Here is a 15,680-nt window from a genome sequence, read left to right on the forward strand (position 1 = left end):
GTAGGAAAATGTGCGCGGCCGCACCACCACTATTGACACGGAAGGTCCAAGATATATCTTGAGTATTCTTGGAGGAACAAGCGATGCGTTTTCATTTTCATGGCGGCGGACCCCGCCGGCGCGGGCCCGAACCGGTGTTCCAGTTCGGCAGCCGCGACTGGTCCTTTCCGTGGGGCAACATCCATTTCGAACATGGCGGCGGCCCGATCGACGGGGAGGGGCGCCACGGCGGTGGTCATCGCGAGGGACGGCGGAGGCGGATGTTCAGTTCGGAGGAACTGCAGCTCGTCCTGCTCAAGCTCATCGCCGACGATCCCCGCCACGGCTACGCGCTGATCAAGGCGGTGGAGGAATTGACCCACGGTGACTACGCCCCGAGCCCCGGCGTGGTCTACACCAGCCTCGAACTGCTCGAGGACATGGGGTTGATCGAACGCCACGCCAGCGAAGGCTCGAAGAAGCAGTTCGCCGCGACCGGCGACGGGCGCGCCCAGCTCGAGGAGCGCAAGGACGAGGTTGCCGCACTGTTCGAGCGGCTGGAGGCGACGGGCGAAGGGCGCCGCAAGAGCGCTCGCCCCGAACTTGGCCGGGCGGTCGGCAACCTCATGACCGCGCTGCGCAACCGCGCCGCGCACGGCGGGTGGAATGAGGAACTGCTGAACGAGGTGATCGACATCCTCGACGAGGCCGCGCGCCGGATCGAGCGCGCGAAGTAGGGACAGCAAAAGGCCGGCCCCGCCGCAATGGCAGGACCGGCCTTTCTCGTTTCTTGCCGTCAGTGCCTAGCGTTTCTGCGCGGGCACCGTGATCTTGATCGTCTCGCCATTGCGCCCCGGGAAGCCGGTAAACATGGCCTGGATCAGATTGGGGACCAGCACCTGCGTATTGTCGGTGGTCGAGCGCGCCTGCGCCCGTCCGTCGAACAATTGCTGGTTGTCGGCCCGGCGACGGATGTCGAGGTCGAGCTCGGACTTGTATTCGGTATATTCGCGGACGTCCGCGCCGCCGAACCAGAACGGGTCGTCCCAGCCATAATAGAAGGGCGAACGGTAGGCGCCGTAATAGCCGTAGCGGCTGTAATAGGGCCGGCCGTAATAGATGCCGAAGCGCGGGTCGAAGCGGCTGCCATAGGCACCGTACGGGCTGTAGAAGCCGCGATAGAAGGGATCGTAGCCGACCGGGCCCATGCGATCGACCACCCGGCGCTCGGTGCCCCGGTCGACGTCATAGCCGAGCTGGACGATCATGGTCGCCTGCGCGGGGCTGGCGGCCTGCTGATAGCCCTGCGCCTGCATCTGCTGCGCAACCAGCGCGGCATAGCGGCTCCATTCAAGACCGCCGCCCTGCGCGCGCCCGGTGCCCGGAACGACGTAGAAGCTTTCGCCCTGCGGCGCCGGCATCGCCTGGAAGCGGGTGACCTTGGCCGGAAGCCCGACCGCGCAGCCCGACAGGCCGATGCTCGCCGCGCCGACCAGTGCGGCAGCGGCAATCTTCTTGAAAAGGTTCATCTGTCTCAAACCTCGGAACTGGGGAGAAATCCCGGTATACGAGGAGCTTATAGCACCGATTGAGTTGAACAGTCGATGAAGGGTGCAGGCCCGGCGATGAGCCGAGCCGAGCCGAGCCTTAGCGCCCGAGCCCGACCGCCTGCTTGGCCGCCAGCAGGGTCGGCGCGGCAAGCTCGATCGCCTTCGCCGCTCCCTTGTCGAGCAGCCGGTCCAGCTCCGCGCTGTCCGCCACCAGCGCTTCGTAGCGGGCGCGGATGGGGGCGATCAGCTCGACCAGCGCGTCGGCCAGCGCCGGCTTGAAGGCGCCAAAGCCCTGGCCCTCGAAACGGGACAGGATGGCCGCATCGCTCTCGCCCGTGATGGCGGCCATGATCCCGACGAGGTTGCGCGCTTCGGGGCGCTCCTTCAGCAGCTCGGGATCGCCCGGCAGCGGCTCGGGATCGGTGCGCGCCTTGCGGATCTTGGCGGCGATCTCCTCGTCCGAATCGATCAGGTTGATCCGGCTCATGTCCGACGGATCGGACTTGCTCATCTTGTTGCTGCCGTCCCGCAGGCTCATAACCCGTGCCGCGACCCCGCCGCCGATGAAGGGCTCGGGCAGGACGAAGGTCTCGGTCCCCGTGTCGAGGTTGAACTTGGTCGCGATATCGCGGGTCAGCTCGATATGCTGCTTCTGGTCCTCGCCCACCGGCACGTGGCTCGGGCGATAGAGCAGGATGTCGGCGGCCTGCAGCACGGGATAGTCGAACAGCGCGACGCTCGCGCCTTCCTTGTTCTTGCCCGACTTGTCCTTCCACTGGGTCATCCGGCTGAGCCAGCCCATCCGGGCAGTGCCGTTCAGGATCCAGCACAGCTCGGCGTGGGCGGGAACGTCGGACTGCGCGAACAGCACCGACTTGTCGGGATCGATGCCGCTGGCGATCAGCGCCGCCGCCATGTTGCGCACCGCGCCGCGGCGGGTGTCGGCCGGGATATGCTCGGACAGCGAATGAAGGTCGGCCAGGAAGAAGCAGCACGGTGCCTCCTCCTGCATCCGGACCCAGCGCAGGATCGCGCCCAGCAAGTTGCCGAGGTGCAGGTTTCCGGTCGGCTGGATACCCGACAGGACGCGTGTCACGGGGGTCACGGCCGCATTGCTCGCGGCGGACTGAGTGGTAACGTCAGGCATTGGCTGCAGGCTTCTTGCGCGCGAGGAGGTCCTTGAAGGCCTGGCGATCGACGCCGCCGATAGCCCAGCAAAGCGGGAAATAGATGCCCATGCCGATCCCGACCAGCGCGCCAACCGCGATGATGCGGCGCCCGGCGCTGCCGGTGAACCAGTCAGCGAACAGCATCTCGAGGCCGTAGAGCGCGGCGACCATCACCGCGCCGGCCAGCAGCTGGCGCAGCACCCGGCTCGCCAGCCAGGCCGGCATGCGGAAATGCCCGCGGCGATGGAGGATGACGTAAAGGATCGCGCAGTTGAGCCAGCTGGTCAGCGCGATCACCGCGCTGAGGCCGGCGATCCGGAACAGCGGATCGGGCGACATGCCCTGCACCACGAAGTTCAGAACCACGTTCACCACCAGGACGAAGGCGGCGGTCTTGACCGGGGTCGCGGTATCCTGGCGCGAATAGAAGCCGGGGGTGAGCACCTTGACCAGCACATAGGCAGGCAGGCCGAGCACGATGATCGCGAGCACGGTCGCGGTGATGTCGGCGTCGCGCGCGGTGAACTCGCCGCCCTGGAACAGCGCGCCGGCAAGCGGCCCGGCGGCGACGCACAGCGCCAGCGCCGCGGGCAGGGTCAGGAACATGCCGAGGTCGAGCGCCTGCGCCTGGACGTGGGCTGCCTTTTCCGGATCGTTCGCGCCGACGAAGCGGCTGACCTGCGGCAGGATCGCGGTGCCGAGCGCAGCGCCGATGACGCCCAGCGGAAGCTGGTTCAGCCGGTCAGCATAGTTGAACCAGCTCAGGGCCCCGGTGCCGATGCGGGCGAGGAAGAAGGTGTCGATAAAGGCACTGATCTGGTAGACGCCGGCGCCCAGCGTCGCCGGCACCACAACCCGCACGAACTGGCGCACGCCCGGCGTCATCCGCGGTCGGCGCAGTCGCAGCGAGACGCCGGCGCGGACCGATGCGGCGATCAGCAGGCCAAGCTGGACGACCCCGCCAAAGGTCACCGCCACCGCCAGCCAGAAGGCCGTGTAGGCGCCGCCCTGCGGGAAGATGATCAGCGCCAGCATCATGCAGAGGTTCAGCAGCGCGGGCGCGAAGGCCGCGGCGGTGAAACGCGCCAGGCTGTTGAGGATGCCGGCCCACAGCGACACCAGGCTGATCAGGATCAGATAGGGAAAGGTGATGCGCGTCAGGTAGGTCGCAAGCTCGAGCTTCTCGCCCGAATAGCCGGAAATAGCAGCGACGAACGCCGGCATGATCAGCTGGAAGACGAGGGTGAACAGCACCAGCGTCGGAAGGAAGACCGCAAGCACTTCCTCGGAGAATTTCTTGGCCTCGGCCTCGCCATTCTCGCCCTGCAGCCGCTGGGCGTAAAGCGGCACGAAACCGGCGCTGAACGCGCCCTCGCCGAACAGGCGTCGAAAGGTGTTGGGGAGCCGGAAGGCGACAAAGAAGGCGTCCGCCGCCGCGCTCGCGCCCATGATCCGGCTCATCAGCATCTCGCGCGCGAAGCCGAGAATGCGGCTGACCAGGGTCAGCCCGCCGATGGTGCCGGTGGCCTTGAGTAGGTTCATGGCGTCCCGTTCCCCTCCACTTCCCCCCTCAACGACGGGGAGAAAAAGCTACTGGACGGTTTCGCCCTGCGGCTGCTCGCCGCCATCCTGGCCCTGCGCCGCTTCGAGCTGGCTCATGTAGATGCTGGCAAAGTCGATCGGGTCGAGCATCAGCGGCGGGAAGCCGGCGTCCTGCGTCGCGGCCGCGACGACCTGGCGCGCGAACGGGAACAGCAGGCGCGGGGCTTCGACCAGCAGGAAGGCCGGAAGCTGCTCTTCAGGCAGATTGCGAAGGCCGAAGATGCCCGCATAGCTGAGGTCGAGGACGAATTGCACGCCCGAGGCCGAGCGGGCCGAAGCGTCGATCTTCAGAACGACTTCATGCACTTCGTCGGCGATCTTGTTGACCGCGATGTTGAACTGCACGTCCAGCTGCGGCTGCTCGTTCCACTGGAAGACCTGCGGGGCCGACGGGTTCTCGACCGACAGGTCCTTCACATATTGCGCCAGCGCGGCAACCTGCGGCGCTTCGCCATTGGCCTGATCGGAAGCGCCATTCGCGCCGGCGGAAACGGGATCGGAAGCGGCCATGTGTCTCGTGCCCTTGACTGTGCTAAAGTGAAGGCGGGAAAACGGCTGCTTCCCGCGGCTTGTTCGGGGCGGGCGACTAGCAGCCGGGCCGAAGCGGTGCAATGGCGCGAGCTATGCTTTAGGCCAAGGGTTTGCGAGGCGGACACCAGCGCCTATGTTAAGCGTTGAAGCACCACCTGCCCCGGGAAAGAAGGCTCCTCTTGGTTTCGATCATCATCCTTGCGCTGGTTGCCCTGTTCATCGGCCTCAGGCTGTATAGCGTGCTGGGCGAACGCACCGGCCACGAGCAGCAGTTGCCCCGCAATCAGGCAGAGCCGAGGAACCAGCTGGCCCGCGCGGCCGAGCTGGCGCAGACGTCGCAGGCCAAGGCCAATGGCGCGGCCGAGCCGCTCGACACGGCCTATCTCCCGACCGCTGGCCCGGGCGTCCGCGCGCTGCTCGCTGCGGACCCGAGCTTCGACGTCGCCCGCTTCCTTGAAGGAGCCAAGGGCGCCTATCGCATGGTGCTCGAAGCCTTCTGGCATGGCCGTGTCGACGATGTCCGCACCTTCCTCGATCCCGAAATCGCCGCCGCCTTCGATGAGGCGGTCGCCGATCGCGAGGCTGCTGGGCAGAAGCTCGACAATCGCCTGATCGCGATCGAACAGGCGCTGATCGCGGCCGCTGCCGTCAGCGGGAAGGTCGCCACGCTGACCGTCCGCTTCGAAGCGGATATCGCTGCCGTCACCCGCGATTCCGAAGGCAATGTGGTTGCAGGCTCGCTGAGCGACGCAGTTCAAACCCGTGACCGCTGGACCTTCCGCCGCGACCTTGCCAGCAGCGATCCCAACTGGATCCTCGTCGAAACCGACGACGAATAAGGTGACCTCCCTGAAGCTCGGGCTGGGAGCGCTGCTCGCCCTGTCGCTGGCGGCCTGCGCCACCCGTCCCTTGCCGCCGGTCGTGCCCGCTGTGCCGGTGCCGCAGCCTCTTCCCGAACCGGTTCCGCCGCCGCCTCCGCCCAAGCCGGCGACCGCTGCGGCGGCAGGCGTCACCCGCGCCCAGCCGCGTCCGATCACCGACGAAGCTGCCGTCCGCGCGCTCGAAGCCTTCCGCATCTCCTGCCCGGCGGTGGTCAGGCGCGTCGATGTCTCGCAGCTTACCCAGCCGGCTGACTGGCAATCGCTGTGCGACGAGGCGCGAAGGCTTTCGCCCACGCCCGTCGAGGCCCAGCGCTTCTTCGCCACCCGCTTCGACTGGGTGAAGGTCGGCGCCGATCCCGCCTTCGCTACCGGCTATTGGGAGCCCGAGATCCTCGGCTCGCGCATCCCGGGCCCGGGCTATGCGCTGCCCATCTATCGCACACCCCCCGACCTCGTCCGCTGCACCCGCGCCGACGGCACCACCGGGCGCGGCCGGCTGGACGAAACGGGGCAGTGCGTGCCCTACTGGACCCGCGCCGAAATCTACGACGGGGCGCTTGCCGGCAAGGGGCTCGAACTGGCCTATGCCGCCGATCCGGTCGACATGTTCTTCCTTGAAATCCAAGGCTCGGGCCGGCTTCGTCTGCCGGACGGCACCGTGATGCGGATCGGCTACGACAACCAGAACGGCCGCGAATATGTGGGGGTCGGCAAGCTGCTGCGCGATCGCGGGATCTTGCCGCCGGGTGGGGCCGACATGGATTCAATCAAGCGCTGGATGCGCGCTCAGCCCGATGGCGGCATGGGCCTGATGCGCGAGAACCTGTCCAAGATCTTCTTCAAGGAACTGACCGGTCCCGGTCCGCTCGGTGCTCTCGGGCTGCCGGTGACGGCGCGCGGCACAGTCGCCGCGGACCCGATGTTCGTGCCGCTGGGCGCCCCCATCTGGCTCGACGTCATCATGAACGATGCCGACGGCCTGTGGGTCGCGCAGGATACCGGCGGCGCGATCAAGGGCGCCAATCGCTTCGACACCTTCTGGGGCGCCGGGCCTGATGCGCGCCGCATCGCCGGGGGCATGTCGGCCAAGGGCGAGGCGCTGATCCTCCTGCCCAAGGCGAGCGTCGAACGGCTGCTCGCCCCCAATGCGGTCGCTCAGCCCTGAGGAAGCGGCGCTGTGGGCACGGGTGACCGCGTCCATCACGCCGCTCAGCAGGGAACGGCCGCCTCCGGCATCGCCTTCGCCGCCGCCCGCCGCTGCCGCCAGTGCTGCTGCGCCCCCGCCGTCACGGCCGGTGAAGGGCAGGGTGCCGCCGCCTCCGCAGCCGGTCACCGCGGCCCCGGTGCGTCGGGCTACCATCCATGGCAATCTCGACGGCCATTGGGAAAAGCGTCTCAAGAGCGGCAATATCGCGGTCGATCGCACCGTCGACCTCCACGGCTACAATCTCGAGCGCGCCTATGAAGCGCTCGACCAGGCGCTCGAACGTGCGGTCGGGTCCGGCGACCGGGTCGTCCTGCTGATCACCGGCCACCACCGTCCCGGCGAACCGCCCGTCCAGCGCGGGAAGATCCGGGCGGCGGTGCACGACTGGCTCGCGGTATCGCGCCATGCCGACCGGATCGCCGCGGTCCGCAGCGCGCATCGCCGGCACGGCGGGGGTGGCAGCCTCTACCTCATCCTTCGTCGCTGAACGGCGCCGCTGCATCGTCCGATCCGGCGCTATACGCCTTTTTAACTCCGCCCCCTTAACCATGGCGCGATGATCAGGGGTGGAAGCGCGCAGCAGTTTAGCAACATGCTCCTGTCGGGGCTGGCCGGCGTCGCGTCGTTCATATTCTCGCTCTACGCCTTCATCACGCTGACGCAGCTGCCGCAGCAGATCACCGCCGCGCTGGTCGCCGGCGCCTTCTGCCTGGTCGTCTGCTACGTCGCTGCCGAACGCCCCAATAGCGAAGGCGCCCGCGCCCTCACCGCGCTGCGCGACCGGCTGCTCGCGGTCGAAGAGGGCGATCTTACCAGTCCCGCGCCCGAATCCGTCCGGCGGGTCATGCCCAAGGTCGCGGCGGCGGTGGACAGCCTGTTCGCCGAAGTGCGCAGCTCGATCGACAATGCGCAGGCGCTCGGCATGTACGATCCGGTCACCAGCCTGCCCAACCGCCTGAACTTCCGCGCCGAGGCCGAACGCCTGCTTGCCCGGGCCGACAATCGCACCAGCGCGATGCTGTTCGTCGACCTCGACCGGTTCAAGGCCGTCAACGACAGCCTCGGCCATGCCCGCGGCGACCAGCTGCTGGTGATGGTCGCCAACCGCCTTCGCGTGCTGATCAATTCGGAAGCCGCGGCAACCTCGCGCCGGCCGCTGCTGGCCCGGCTCGCGGGCGACGAATTCACCCTCTTCTTCCCCGAAGTCGCCGGCGACGCCGAGGCCGAGCGGATCGCCCGCCGCGTAGTGCTGGCGATCGGCGAACCGTTCGAACTTCACGGCCATAGCATCGACATCGGCGCTTCGGTCGGCCTTGCCCTCGGCAGCCGCCATGGCCGCACGGTCGAGGAACTGATGCGCGCCGCAGACGTCGCCATGTACCGCGCCAAGTCGCGCGGCGGCCACCAGCATTGCCTATTCAGCGACGAACTGGCGCAGGAGCACCTACGCCGTCTGGAGACCGAAAAGGCCCTCGCCGAAGCGGTCGAGCGCGGCGAGTTCCACCTCGTGCTGCAACCCCAGCTCAGCCTCGCCAGCGGCGCGGTGACGGGCGCTGAAGCGCTGCTCCGCTGGCGCCACCCGCAGCGTGGGCCCGTCAGCCCCAGCCAGTTCATCCAAATCGCCGAACAGACCGGCATCATCAACGCCATCGGCGACTGGGTGATGAGCGAAGTCGCGGCCATGCTCGCCAGCTGGGACGAGAAAGGCGAAGGGTCGCGCCGGGTAGCCTTCAACGTCTCGCCGCGGCAGCTCGAACGGCCGGATTTCTTCCCGCGCCTGCGCCAGATCTTCGCCGAAGCCGGGGTCAGCCTCAGCCAGATCGAAATCGAGATCACCGAAACCGCGGCGATGGAATGCCCTCAGGCGACCCTCGATGAAATGGCCGAACTCCGCCGCGGCGGCGCGACCATCGCGCTCGACGATTTCGGCACCGGCTATTCCAATATCGCCCGCCTGCGCCAGCTGCCGCTCGACCGGGTCAAGCTCGACCCCTCGCTGATCCACGACATCACCGTCAGCGAGCAGGCCCGCAACGTCGTCCAGGCCGTCATCCAGCTGGTCCGCGGCGTCGAATGCGAATTGGTCGCCGAAGCGGTCGAGACCGTCGCGCAGGCCGACATCCTGCGCACCATGGGCTGCGACACCATCCAGGGCTTCGTCTTCGCCGAGCCGATGGCCGAGCCCGAATTCCTCGCTTGGACGTCGCACGCCTCGATCGAGGATCGCTCGGCCGCCTGATCAGGCGCTGAGGCCGCCTTCGAAGACGTGCCGGTAGACCCGCGCGAGGGTTTCGATATCCCCGGTCGCGGCGCTTTCGTGGACCTTGTGCATGGTCGCATTGGGCAGCCCGAAATCGACCACCGGGCACAGCTTGATCAGGAACCGCCCGTCCGACGTCCCGCCGCCGGTCGACAGATGCGGCTCGATCCCGCACTCGGCCCGGATCGCCTGCGTGACGAGGTCGTAGAGCCTCCCCGGGGGCGTCAGGAAAGCCTCGCCCGAAATGCGGGTGCGCAACTCGCACGCCGGATCGATCGCCGCGACAGTCTCGCTCAGCAGCGCGATCAGCTGTTCGCCGCTATGCAGGTTGTTGAAGCGGATATTGCCCTGCGCGCTCGCCTCGCCCGGAATGACGTTGCTCGCTGCCGTCGGCGTGCCGAGCGCCACGAACTCGAGGTTGGAAGGCGGGAACACCTCGGTCCCGTCGTCGAGGTGAAGCGCCGACAGCGCGGCCACCACCCTTGCCAGCCGCGGAACCGGATTGTCGGCCTTGTGCGGATAGGCGACGTGGCCCTGCACGCCTTTGGCCTTAAGCCAGAAATTGAGCGATCCGCGGCGCCCGATCTTTACCGTGTCGCCCAGCTGCGTTTCGCTGGTCGGCTCGCCGATCAGGATCATGTCGGGACGGATCGCGCGCTCAGTCAGCCAGTCGATGATCCGCGGCGTGCCAAAGGTCGCATAGCCTTCCTCGTCGCCGGTGATGAGGAAGGAGAGGGTGCCGGCCTGCTGCTCGAACATCGACACGGCCCCCACCGCGGCGGCGATCGCGCTCTTCATGTCGTTCGCCCCGCGCCCGATCAGCCGTCCGTCGACGACCCGCGCGGTAAAGGCGTCGCCTTCCCAGCCTTCGCCTGGCGGCACCACGTCGAGGTGGCCGGCAAAGCCGACATGCGGCCCGGGTCCGCGCTCGCGGATTGCCACCATGTTCTCGGTCGGCCCGTCCGGCGCCTCGCCCAGCGTGAACCGGTGGATGGTGAAGCCGAGGGAGCTGAGCGCCTCGTCCAGCACATCGAACACCGCGCCCCTGGCAGGGGTCACCGACGGGACGGAGATCAGCCTTGCGGCAAGGTCGACGGGATCGATAAGGGCCATGAGCGAACCGCTAGCATGGGGAAAGCAATGCCGAAACTGGACCTCGACGCGATCGCGGAAGTCAACCGCACCGGATATCCCTCGCCGCACGACCAGGCGGTGCAGGGGCGCTGGTACCGCCGGCTCGCTCCCGCGGGCGGGCTGACCGAATTCGGCGCCAGCCTGGTCCGGCTGGACCCCGGCGCCTGGTCGAGCCAGCGCCACTGGCACGAGGGGGAGGACGAACTGTTGGTGATGCTGGAAGGCGAGGCGATCCTGGCGGAGGATTCGGGCGACACCCTGCTTCGCGCCGGCGACGTCGCGGCCTTTCCCAAAGGCGTCCGCAACGGCCACCACCTTCGCAACGACAGCGATCGGCCGTGCCGTTTCCTGGTTGTGGGCGGGGGTCCCCAGTCGGGCGGCAGCTACAGCGACATCGACATGCTGTTCACCGCCGATGGCCGCTACACGCGCAAGGACGGCACACCGCTCGACGCCACGCGAGTCTGACCGGCGTCAGGCCGCGTCCATCTCCAGCTTGGCGGGGGCAAAGCCCATCGGCGTCAGGTTGCAGCGGCCGGCCGCCTTGGCGACCTCGATCGCGACCCGCGGATCGCGTACTTCGGTCGCCGCACGGAGGAGATCGCTGAGGGTCAGGCGCGACGGCTCGGGATCGCGCTCGCGGGCTGCCCTGGCGACTCGACCAAGCTCCATCAGCTGGCTGACCGACAGGCTGTTCTGCAATTGCTGGCCGACGCAATCCGCCCGCATCTGGTCGATGCCATAGCCGACCAGCGAATCGGCGATCCGCTCCTTCGGGCTCGCACAGGCGGTTGCGGAGAGCGCTAACGCTACGGTGATAAGGGAAAATTTACGCACATTTTCAGAGACGAACGAGGGGATCAGGCAGTTCCTTGCCCGGCCTCATATTGTTCGATCACCCACGGTTCGTCCTGTGCCGTCTCGATCCACCCGGCAACGTGAGGGTGGCGCAGCACGTCCGACATATATTGCCGGGCAAAGGGCGGGACCGGGATCGAGTAGGTCAGGAAGCGGGTGACGACCGGCGCATACATCATGTCCGCCGCGCTCCACTGGCCGAACAGGAACGGGCCCCCGCTGCCGAACCGCGCCCGCGCCTGCGCCCACAATTGTAGGATGCGGTTGATGTCGGCGATCGTCTCGTCCGACAGATCGGGCATCGGCACGTTCTGGCGGACGTTCATCGGGCATTCGCGGCGCAGCGCGGCAAAGCCCGAATGCATCTCGGCCGCCATCGACCGCGCCATCGCGCGGGCGGCGATGTCCTCGGGCCAGTAGCGGCCGCGCTCCGTCAGGTCGGCGCAATATTCGATGATCGCCAGGCTGTCCCACACGACCAGATCGTCATGCCACAGCAGCGGTACCTTGCCCGAAGAAGGCGCGAACTCGTCGCCTTCGCGACGCTCGTCCCACGTGTCGTTGTACAGCGGCACGACCAGCTCTTCGAATTCGAGCTCCGACGCCTTGAGCGCCAGCCAGCCGCGCATCGACCAGGATGAATAGGCCTTGTTGCCGAGAATGAGCTTGAGCATGCGCCTCCCTTCGCGGTTGCGGGGCGCCTGCGCAAGGCCGCTCAGCTGAGCGCGTCTTCCAGCACGGCGGCCCGCACTTCGGCGACGCCCATGCCCTTTTCGGACGAGGTTGCGATGAGCTCGGGGAAGGCGGCCGGGTGAAGCCTCGCCTCGGCCTTGGTCGCGGTGATCACGGCGGCCAGTTCGCTCGCCTTGATCTTGTCCGCCTTGGTCAGCACTAGCCGGTATCCGACCGCCGCCGCGTCCAGCATCTCCATGATCTCGCGGTCGACGGGCTTCACCCCGTGGCGGCTGTCGATCAGCACCACCGCGCGCTTCAGCACCGGGCGTCCGCGCAGATAGTCGTTCACCAGGAAGCGCCAGCGCTTGACCATGTCCCTTGGCGCTTCGGCAAAGCCATAGCCCGGCATGTCGACCAGCCGCAGCGCCAGCGGCGCGCCGACGTCGAAGAAGTTCAGTTCCTGCGTCCGGCCCGGCGTGTTCGACGTCCGCGCCAGCTTGTTGCGCCCGGTGATGGCGTTCAGCAGCGAGCTCTTGCCGACGTTGGAACGGCCGGCGAACGCGATCTCGGGCACGTCGGGATCGGGCAGGAATTCCAGGCCCGGCGCCGACTTCAGGAATTCGACCGGCCCGGCGAACAGCTTGCGCGCCCGCTCGGTCAGGTCGCTACGATCCTCGTCCATCAGGTCTTCGCCGCCTTGACCCCGGCCCGCGCCGCGATCTTTTCCGCGTCATACTTCGAATAGAGATACTTCTGCTGCGCGATGCCGAGGAGGTTCGAAACCACCCAGTAGAGCTGCAGGCCGGCCGCGAACGGGGCCATCGCGAACATCATCACCCACGGCATGATCGAGAAGATCTGCTTCTGGACATCGTCCATCGGCGCCGGGTTGAGCTTGAACTGCAGGTACATGGTGATGCCCAGCAGGATCGGCAGCACGCCAAGATGCAGCATTCCCGGCGGGTCGAAGTTCAGCAGGCCGAACAGGTTGATCGGTGTGACCGGGTCCGGTGCCGACAGATCGTGGATCCACAGCGCCCACGGCTGGTGGCGCATTTCCACGGTCACCGTCAGCACCTTGTAGAGCGCGTAGAAGACCGGGATCTGGAGGAAGATCGGAAGGCAGCCCGCCGCCGGGTTGATCTTCTCGCGCTTGTACAGCTCGAGAAGCTCCTGCTGCATCTTGGTCTTGTCGTCCTTGTGACGCTCCTGCAGCTCCTTCATCTTCGGCTGCACCGCGCGCATCGCCGCCATTGAACGGAACTGGCGGTCGAAGATCGGGTACATCAACAGGCGCACGATGAAGGTCAGCGCGATGATCGCCCAGCCGAAATTGCCCAGCGTGTGGAACAGCCAGATCAGCAGCGCGAAGATCGGCCGCATGAACCATTCGAAATAGCCCCAGTCGATCGAGTCCGAGATGACCGGAATGGCGCCCGAAGCTTCATAGGAATCGAGCCACTTTTTCTCCTTGGCGCCGGCGAACAGGTGAGTTGTCGCCTGCGCGGCCTTGCCCGGGGCGACGATCGCCGGATCGAGCGCATAATCGGCCTGGTAGCTGGTCCCCTGGCCACGGCGCAGGCTGGCGTTAAGCTGAGCGCTTCCGGCCGGGGCCAGCGCGGTCAGCCAATATTTGTCGGTGAAGCCGACCCAGCCGCTGGTGCCGCTGAACTTCTGCGCGCCGTCCTTGTCGAGGGTCGAATAATTGACGTCGTAATCCGACTTGCCGTCGATCACGCTCATCGGGCCGAAATGGTGAGTCCAGCCGTCGTTCTTGGCGTCCGGGCCCGCGTCCGCGCGGCTCAGCAGGCCATAGGGGCGCACCGCGACCGGTCCGCCGCCAAGGTTCGACACCTTCTGGGTGACGGTGAACAGATAGCCGTCGTCGACCGCGACCAGCAGTTCGAAGCGCTGCCCGGTCGGGTTGGTCCAGCTCAGCGTCACCGGCTTGCCCGGGACCAGCGCGGCCGCGCTCGGCGTCCAGACGGTGTTGGCGTCGGGCACCGCGACGCCCTGGCCGCTCCACCCGAAGCGCGCGAAATAGGCGCCCTTGGCACCGGCCGGGCTCAGCAGCCGCGCGGGCTGCGCTTCCTTGCCGAGCTTGTCGGTGTGACGGACCAGGCGAAGATCGTCGAACGTCGCGCCCTTGAGGCTGATCGATCCCTGCAGGCTCGGCGTCTCGACCCGCACCCGCGGCACGCCCTGAAGCGCTTGCGCAGGCGACAGGGCAGGGGCGGCAGTGGCGGCCGGCGCGCCCGGCGTCGCTGCCCCCGGGGCTGCGGCGGTGGTCGCCGGCGCGGTCTTGGCCGGCGGCTTGGCGCTCGGCAGATAGCGTTCGGACAGGAGGCCCCAGCCGAGCAGCACCAGGGCGCTCAGCACGATGGCAAGGATCATGTTGCGGTTGTCGGCGCTCACGTCAGCTCAAATCCTCGGTACATCGTTGTCGGGCCGCGGTCGAAATCACGGAACCGGGTCATGGCCCTGGCCCCCCCAGGGATGGCAGCGGCCGATCCGGCGCAGGGCCAGCCAGCTCCCGCGCAGCGCCCCATAGCGGCCCCAGGCGGTGATTGCATAGGCGGAACAGGACGGCGAGAAGCGGCACGAGGGCGGCAGGACCGCGCTCGGTCCAAGCTGCCACCCGCGCGCCAGGAGGATGAGGAGGCGGGCGATCACCGCGTGACCTTGCCCAGCGCCTTGGCCAGCTCGGCCCGGAGCAGCGCGTAATCGCGCTCGATCCCGCTCTGCCGGCCGATCAGGACATGGTCCGCGCCGCGCACGCCGTCCGTAGGCAGCACCTCGGCCGCGAGCGCGCGCAGGCGCCGCTTCATGCGGTTGCGAACCACCGCATTGCCGACTTTCTTGCTGACAGTGTAGCCGACCCGAATCGTCTCCGAATCGTCGCCGCGCGGGCGGACCAGCAGGACGAAACCGGGGGTGGCGGCGCGCCGGCCGCTGTTCGCGGCCAGGAAGTCGGCGCGCTTCCTTAAGGTGACTAAGCGCTGAGCTTCTTGCGGCCGCGCGCCCGGCGGGCCGCCAGCACCTTGCGGCCGCCCACCGTCGCCGAGCGCGTACGAAAGCCGTGACGCCGCTTGCGGACGAGATTGCTGGGCTGGAAAGTGCGCTTCATCGCTCATTGCCTTCAAGTTAAGAACAAAAAGGGCCGCCCGAACGGGGGCAGCCACATTGCTTGGCGCGCCCCTACGCAAGGCGGGCGCGCAAGTCAATGCCGCGACGCTTCCTGCGGGCCCAGCACCTCGCTCGGCGTGGGGTCGATCGGGACTACCTCGAGCCCGGCCTTGGGCAACGGATCGTCGGTCCGCGGTACCTCCGACGGCGGCGGCGCCTCGGCCCGCTCGCGCTCCTTCTTCAGCGCCTCGCGCCGCTTGGCGCTCTTGCGGCGAAGCCCCCAGTCGAACCAGCTTCCGGCCCGCGGCTGCCAGCGCTTGAACCGCACATAATGCCGCTTGGCCCACAGGCTGGTCCGGAGCACCAGCGTCAGCCCCGCCGCCGCCAGCAGCAGCCCGCCCGGGCCGGGCAGGGGGCTGACTAGCGGCGCGCCCACGAACAGCAGCAGCACGCCGATCACGAACATCACGCTCTGCGCCAGGCGCGTGTCGCGGATCGCAAGAAGGCGTTGACCAAGGGTCATGGCCGGTGATGTAGGGAAGTAAGACGCTCGGGCAAGGGGGGACGCTTCCGTCATTGCGAGCGCAGCGAAGCAATCCACCTCGCGGCATCAACTGGAACGCCCCACAACGCAGGCTTGCCCGCCGCACCGAACGGGCATAGCCTCCGTTTCGCCGAAGACAGGGGGCCTGTGCTCATCTCATTGCC

At 67.6% G+C, this 15,680-nt stretch carries 19 protein-coding genes; 6 read left to right on the forward strand and 13 right to left on the reverse strand.

Annotated features, from left to right (window positions below):
- Positions 1 to 83 precede the first annotated feature (83 nt).
- Entirely contained in the window at positions 84 to 716 is a 633-nt protein-coding gene (locus tag ABD729_RS09055) for a PadR family transcriptional regulator (RefSeq protein ID WP_344709918.1), read from the forward strand.
- A 66-nt stretch (positions 717 to 782) separates the two neighbouring features.
- On the opposite strand, the gene ABD729_RS09060 is transcribed toward ABD729_RS09055, so the two are convergent.
- The 4 genes from ABD729_RS09060 to secB form a co-directional block, all read right to left on the reverse strand.
- Complete coding sequence (locus ABD729_RS09060; RefSeq protein WP_344709920.1) at positions 783 to 1,508, reverse strand: DUF4136 domain-containing protein; 726 nt, start codon at positions 1,506 to 1,508, stop codon at positions 783 to 785.
- 118 nt (positions 1,509 to 1,626) lie between these two features.
- On the reverse strand, positions 1,627 to 2,676 hold the full coding sequence (gene trpS, locus ABD729_RS09065; protein ID WP_344709921.1) for a tryptophan--tRNA ligase: 1,050 nt from the start codon (positions 2,674 to 2,676) through the stop codon (positions 1,627 to 1,629).
- On the reverse strand, positions 2,669 to 4,240 hold the full coding sequence (murJ, locus tag ABD729_RS09070) for a murein biosynthesis integral membrane protein MurJ (protein WP_344709922.1): 1,572 nt from the start codon (positions 4,238 to 4,240) through the stop codon (positions 2,669 to 2,671). Before murJ ends, trpS begins: the two co-directional genes overlap by 8 nt.
- Positions 4,241 to 4,288: 48 nt before the next feature.
- Positions 4,289 to 4,810: a protein-export chaperone SecB gene (gene secB / locus ABD729_RS09075; protein ID WP_344709923.1), complete on the reverse strand. Its 522-nt coding sequence runs from the start codon at positions 4,808 to 4,810 to the stop codon at positions 4,289 to 4,291.
- 200 nt (positions 4,811 to 5,010) lie between these two features.
- On the opposite strand from secB, the gene ABD729_RS09080 reads away from it, so the two are divergent.
- The 4 genes from ABD729_RS09080 to ABD729_RS09095 all read left to right on the forward strand — a co-directional run bounded on the left by ABD729_RS09080 (position 5,011) and on the right by ABD729_RS09095 (position 9,158).
- Complete coding sequence (locus ABD729_RS09080) at positions 5,011 to 5,670, forward strand: Tim44/TimA family putative adaptor protein (RefSeq protein ID WP_344709924.1); 660 nt, start codon at positions 5,011 to 5,013, stop codon at positions 5,668 to 5,670.
- A 1-nt stretch (position 5,671) separates the two neighbouring features.
- Positions 5,672 to 6,877, forward strand: coding sequence for a murein transglycosylase A (gene mltA, locus ABD729_RS09085; RefSeq protein WP_344709925.1), 1,206 nt, complete (start codon positions 5,672 to 5,674; stop codon positions 6,875 to 6,877).
- Positions 6,858 to 7,406: a Smr/MutS family protein gene (locus ABD729_RS09090; RefSeq protein ID WP_344709926.1), complete on the forward strand. Its 549-nt coding sequence runs from the start codon at positions 6,858 to 6,860 to the stop codon at positions 7,404 to 7,406. The genes mltA and ABD729_RS09090 overlap by 20 nt, the downstream gene beginning before the upstream one ends.
- Positions 7,407 to 7,475: 69 nt before the next feature.
- Positions 7,476 to 9,158 carry a putative bifunctional diguanylate cyclase/phosphodiesterase gene (locus ABD729_RS09095; RefSeq protein WP_344709927.1) on the forward strand — a complete coding sequence of 561 codons (1,683 nt, stop codon included), beginning with the start codon at positions 7,476 to 7,478 and terminating at the stop codon, positions 9,156 to 9,158.
- Here ABD729_RS09095 and dapE read toward each other — a convergent pair whose 3' ends face one another.
- Complete coding sequence (gene dapE, locus ABD729_RS09100) at positions 9,159 to 10,292, reverse strand: succinyl-diaminopimelate desuccinylase (RefSeq protein WP_344709928.1); 1,134 nt, start codon at positions 10,290 to 10,292, stop codon at positions 9,159 to 9,161.
- Positions 10,293 to 10,319: 27 nt separating this feature from the next.
- Here dapE and ABD729_RS09105 point away from each other — a divergent pair, with 27 nt between their 5' ends.
- Positions 10,320 to 10,781 carry a cupin domain-containing protein gene (locus ABD729_RS09105; protein ID WP_344709929.1) on the forward strand — a complete coding sequence of 154 codons (462 nt, stop codon included), beginning with the start codon at positions 10,320 to 10,322 and terminating at the stop codon, positions 10,779 to 10,781.
- 6 nt (positions 10,782 to 10,787) lie between these two features.
- On the opposite strand, the gene ABD729_RS09110 is transcribed toward ABD729_RS09105, so the two are convergent.
- The 8 genes from ABD729_RS09110 to ABD729_RS09145 all read right to left on the reverse strand — a co-directional run bounded on the left by ABD729_RS09110 (position 10,788) and on the right by ABD729_RS09145 (position 15,495).
- Positions 10,788 to 11,150, reverse strand: a complete 363-nt coding sequence (locus ABD729_RS09110; protein WP_344709930.1) for a hypothetical protein — start codon at positions 11,148 to 11,150, stop codon at positions 10,788 to 10,790.
- A gap of 23 nt (positions 11,151 to 11,173) precedes the next feature.
- On the reverse strand, positions 11,174 to 11,845 hold the full coding sequence (locus ABD729_RS09115; RefSeq protein ID WP_344709931.1) for a glutathione S-transferase family protein: 672 nt from the start codon (positions 11,843 to 11,845) through the stop codon (positions 11,174 to 11,176).
- Between the two features lie 41 nt (positions 11,846 to 11,886).
- Positions 11,887 to 12,528: a ribosome biogenesis GTP-binding protein YihA/YsxC gene (gene yihA, locus ABD729_RS09120; protein WP_344709932.1), complete on the reverse strand. Its 642-nt coding sequence runs from the start codon at positions 12,526 to 12,528 to the stop codon at positions 11,887 to 11,889.
- On the reverse strand, positions 12,528 to 14,261 hold the full coding sequence (yidC, locus tag ABD729_RS09125) for a membrane protein insertase YidC (protein WP_344709933.1): 1,734 nt from the start codon (positions 14,259 to 14,261) through the stop codon (positions 12,528 to 12,530). The genes yihA and yidC overlap by 1 nt, the downstream gene beginning before the upstream one ends.
- A gap of 45 nt (positions 14,262 to 14,306) precedes the next feature.
- A complete protein-coding gene (gene yidD, locus ABD729_RS09130; RefSeq protein ID WP_344709934.1) occupies positions 14,307 to 14,519 on the reverse strand; it encodes a membrane protein insertion efficiency factor YidD in 213 nt (70 codons plus the stop codon).
- Positions 14,516 to 14,812 carry a ribonuclease P protein component gene (rnpA, locus tag ABD729_RS09135; protein WP_425564908.1) on the reverse strand — a complete coding sequence of 99 codons (297 nt, stop codon included), beginning with the start codon at positions 14,810 to 14,812 and terminating at the stop codon, positions 14,516 to 14,518. The genes yidD and rnpA overlap by 4 nt, the downstream gene beginning before the upstream one ends.
- A 26-nt stretch (positions 14,813 to 14,838) precedes the next feature.
- Complete coding sequence (gene rpmH, locus ABD729_RS09140; RefSeq protein ID WP_085219331.1) at positions 14,839 to 14,973, reverse strand: 50S ribosomal protein L34; 135 nt, start codon at positions 14,971 to 14,973, stop codon at positions 14,839 to 14,841.
- A gap of 93 nt (positions 14,974 to 15,066) precedes the next feature.
- Positions 15,067 to 15,495, reverse strand: a complete 429-nt coding sequence (locus ABD729_RS09145) for a hypothetical protein (RefSeq protein ID WP_344709935.1) — start codon at positions 15,493 to 15,495, stop codon at positions 15,067 to 15,069.
- Positions 15,496 to 15,680: the final 185 nt, after the last annotated feature.

Origin of the sequence: Sphingomonas humi, from assembly GCF_039536725.1 — a bacterium.
GTDB classification, from domain to species: Bacteria; Pseudomonadota; Alphaproteobacteria; order Sphingomonadales; family Sphingomonadaceae; genus Sphingomicrobium; species Sphingomicrobium humi.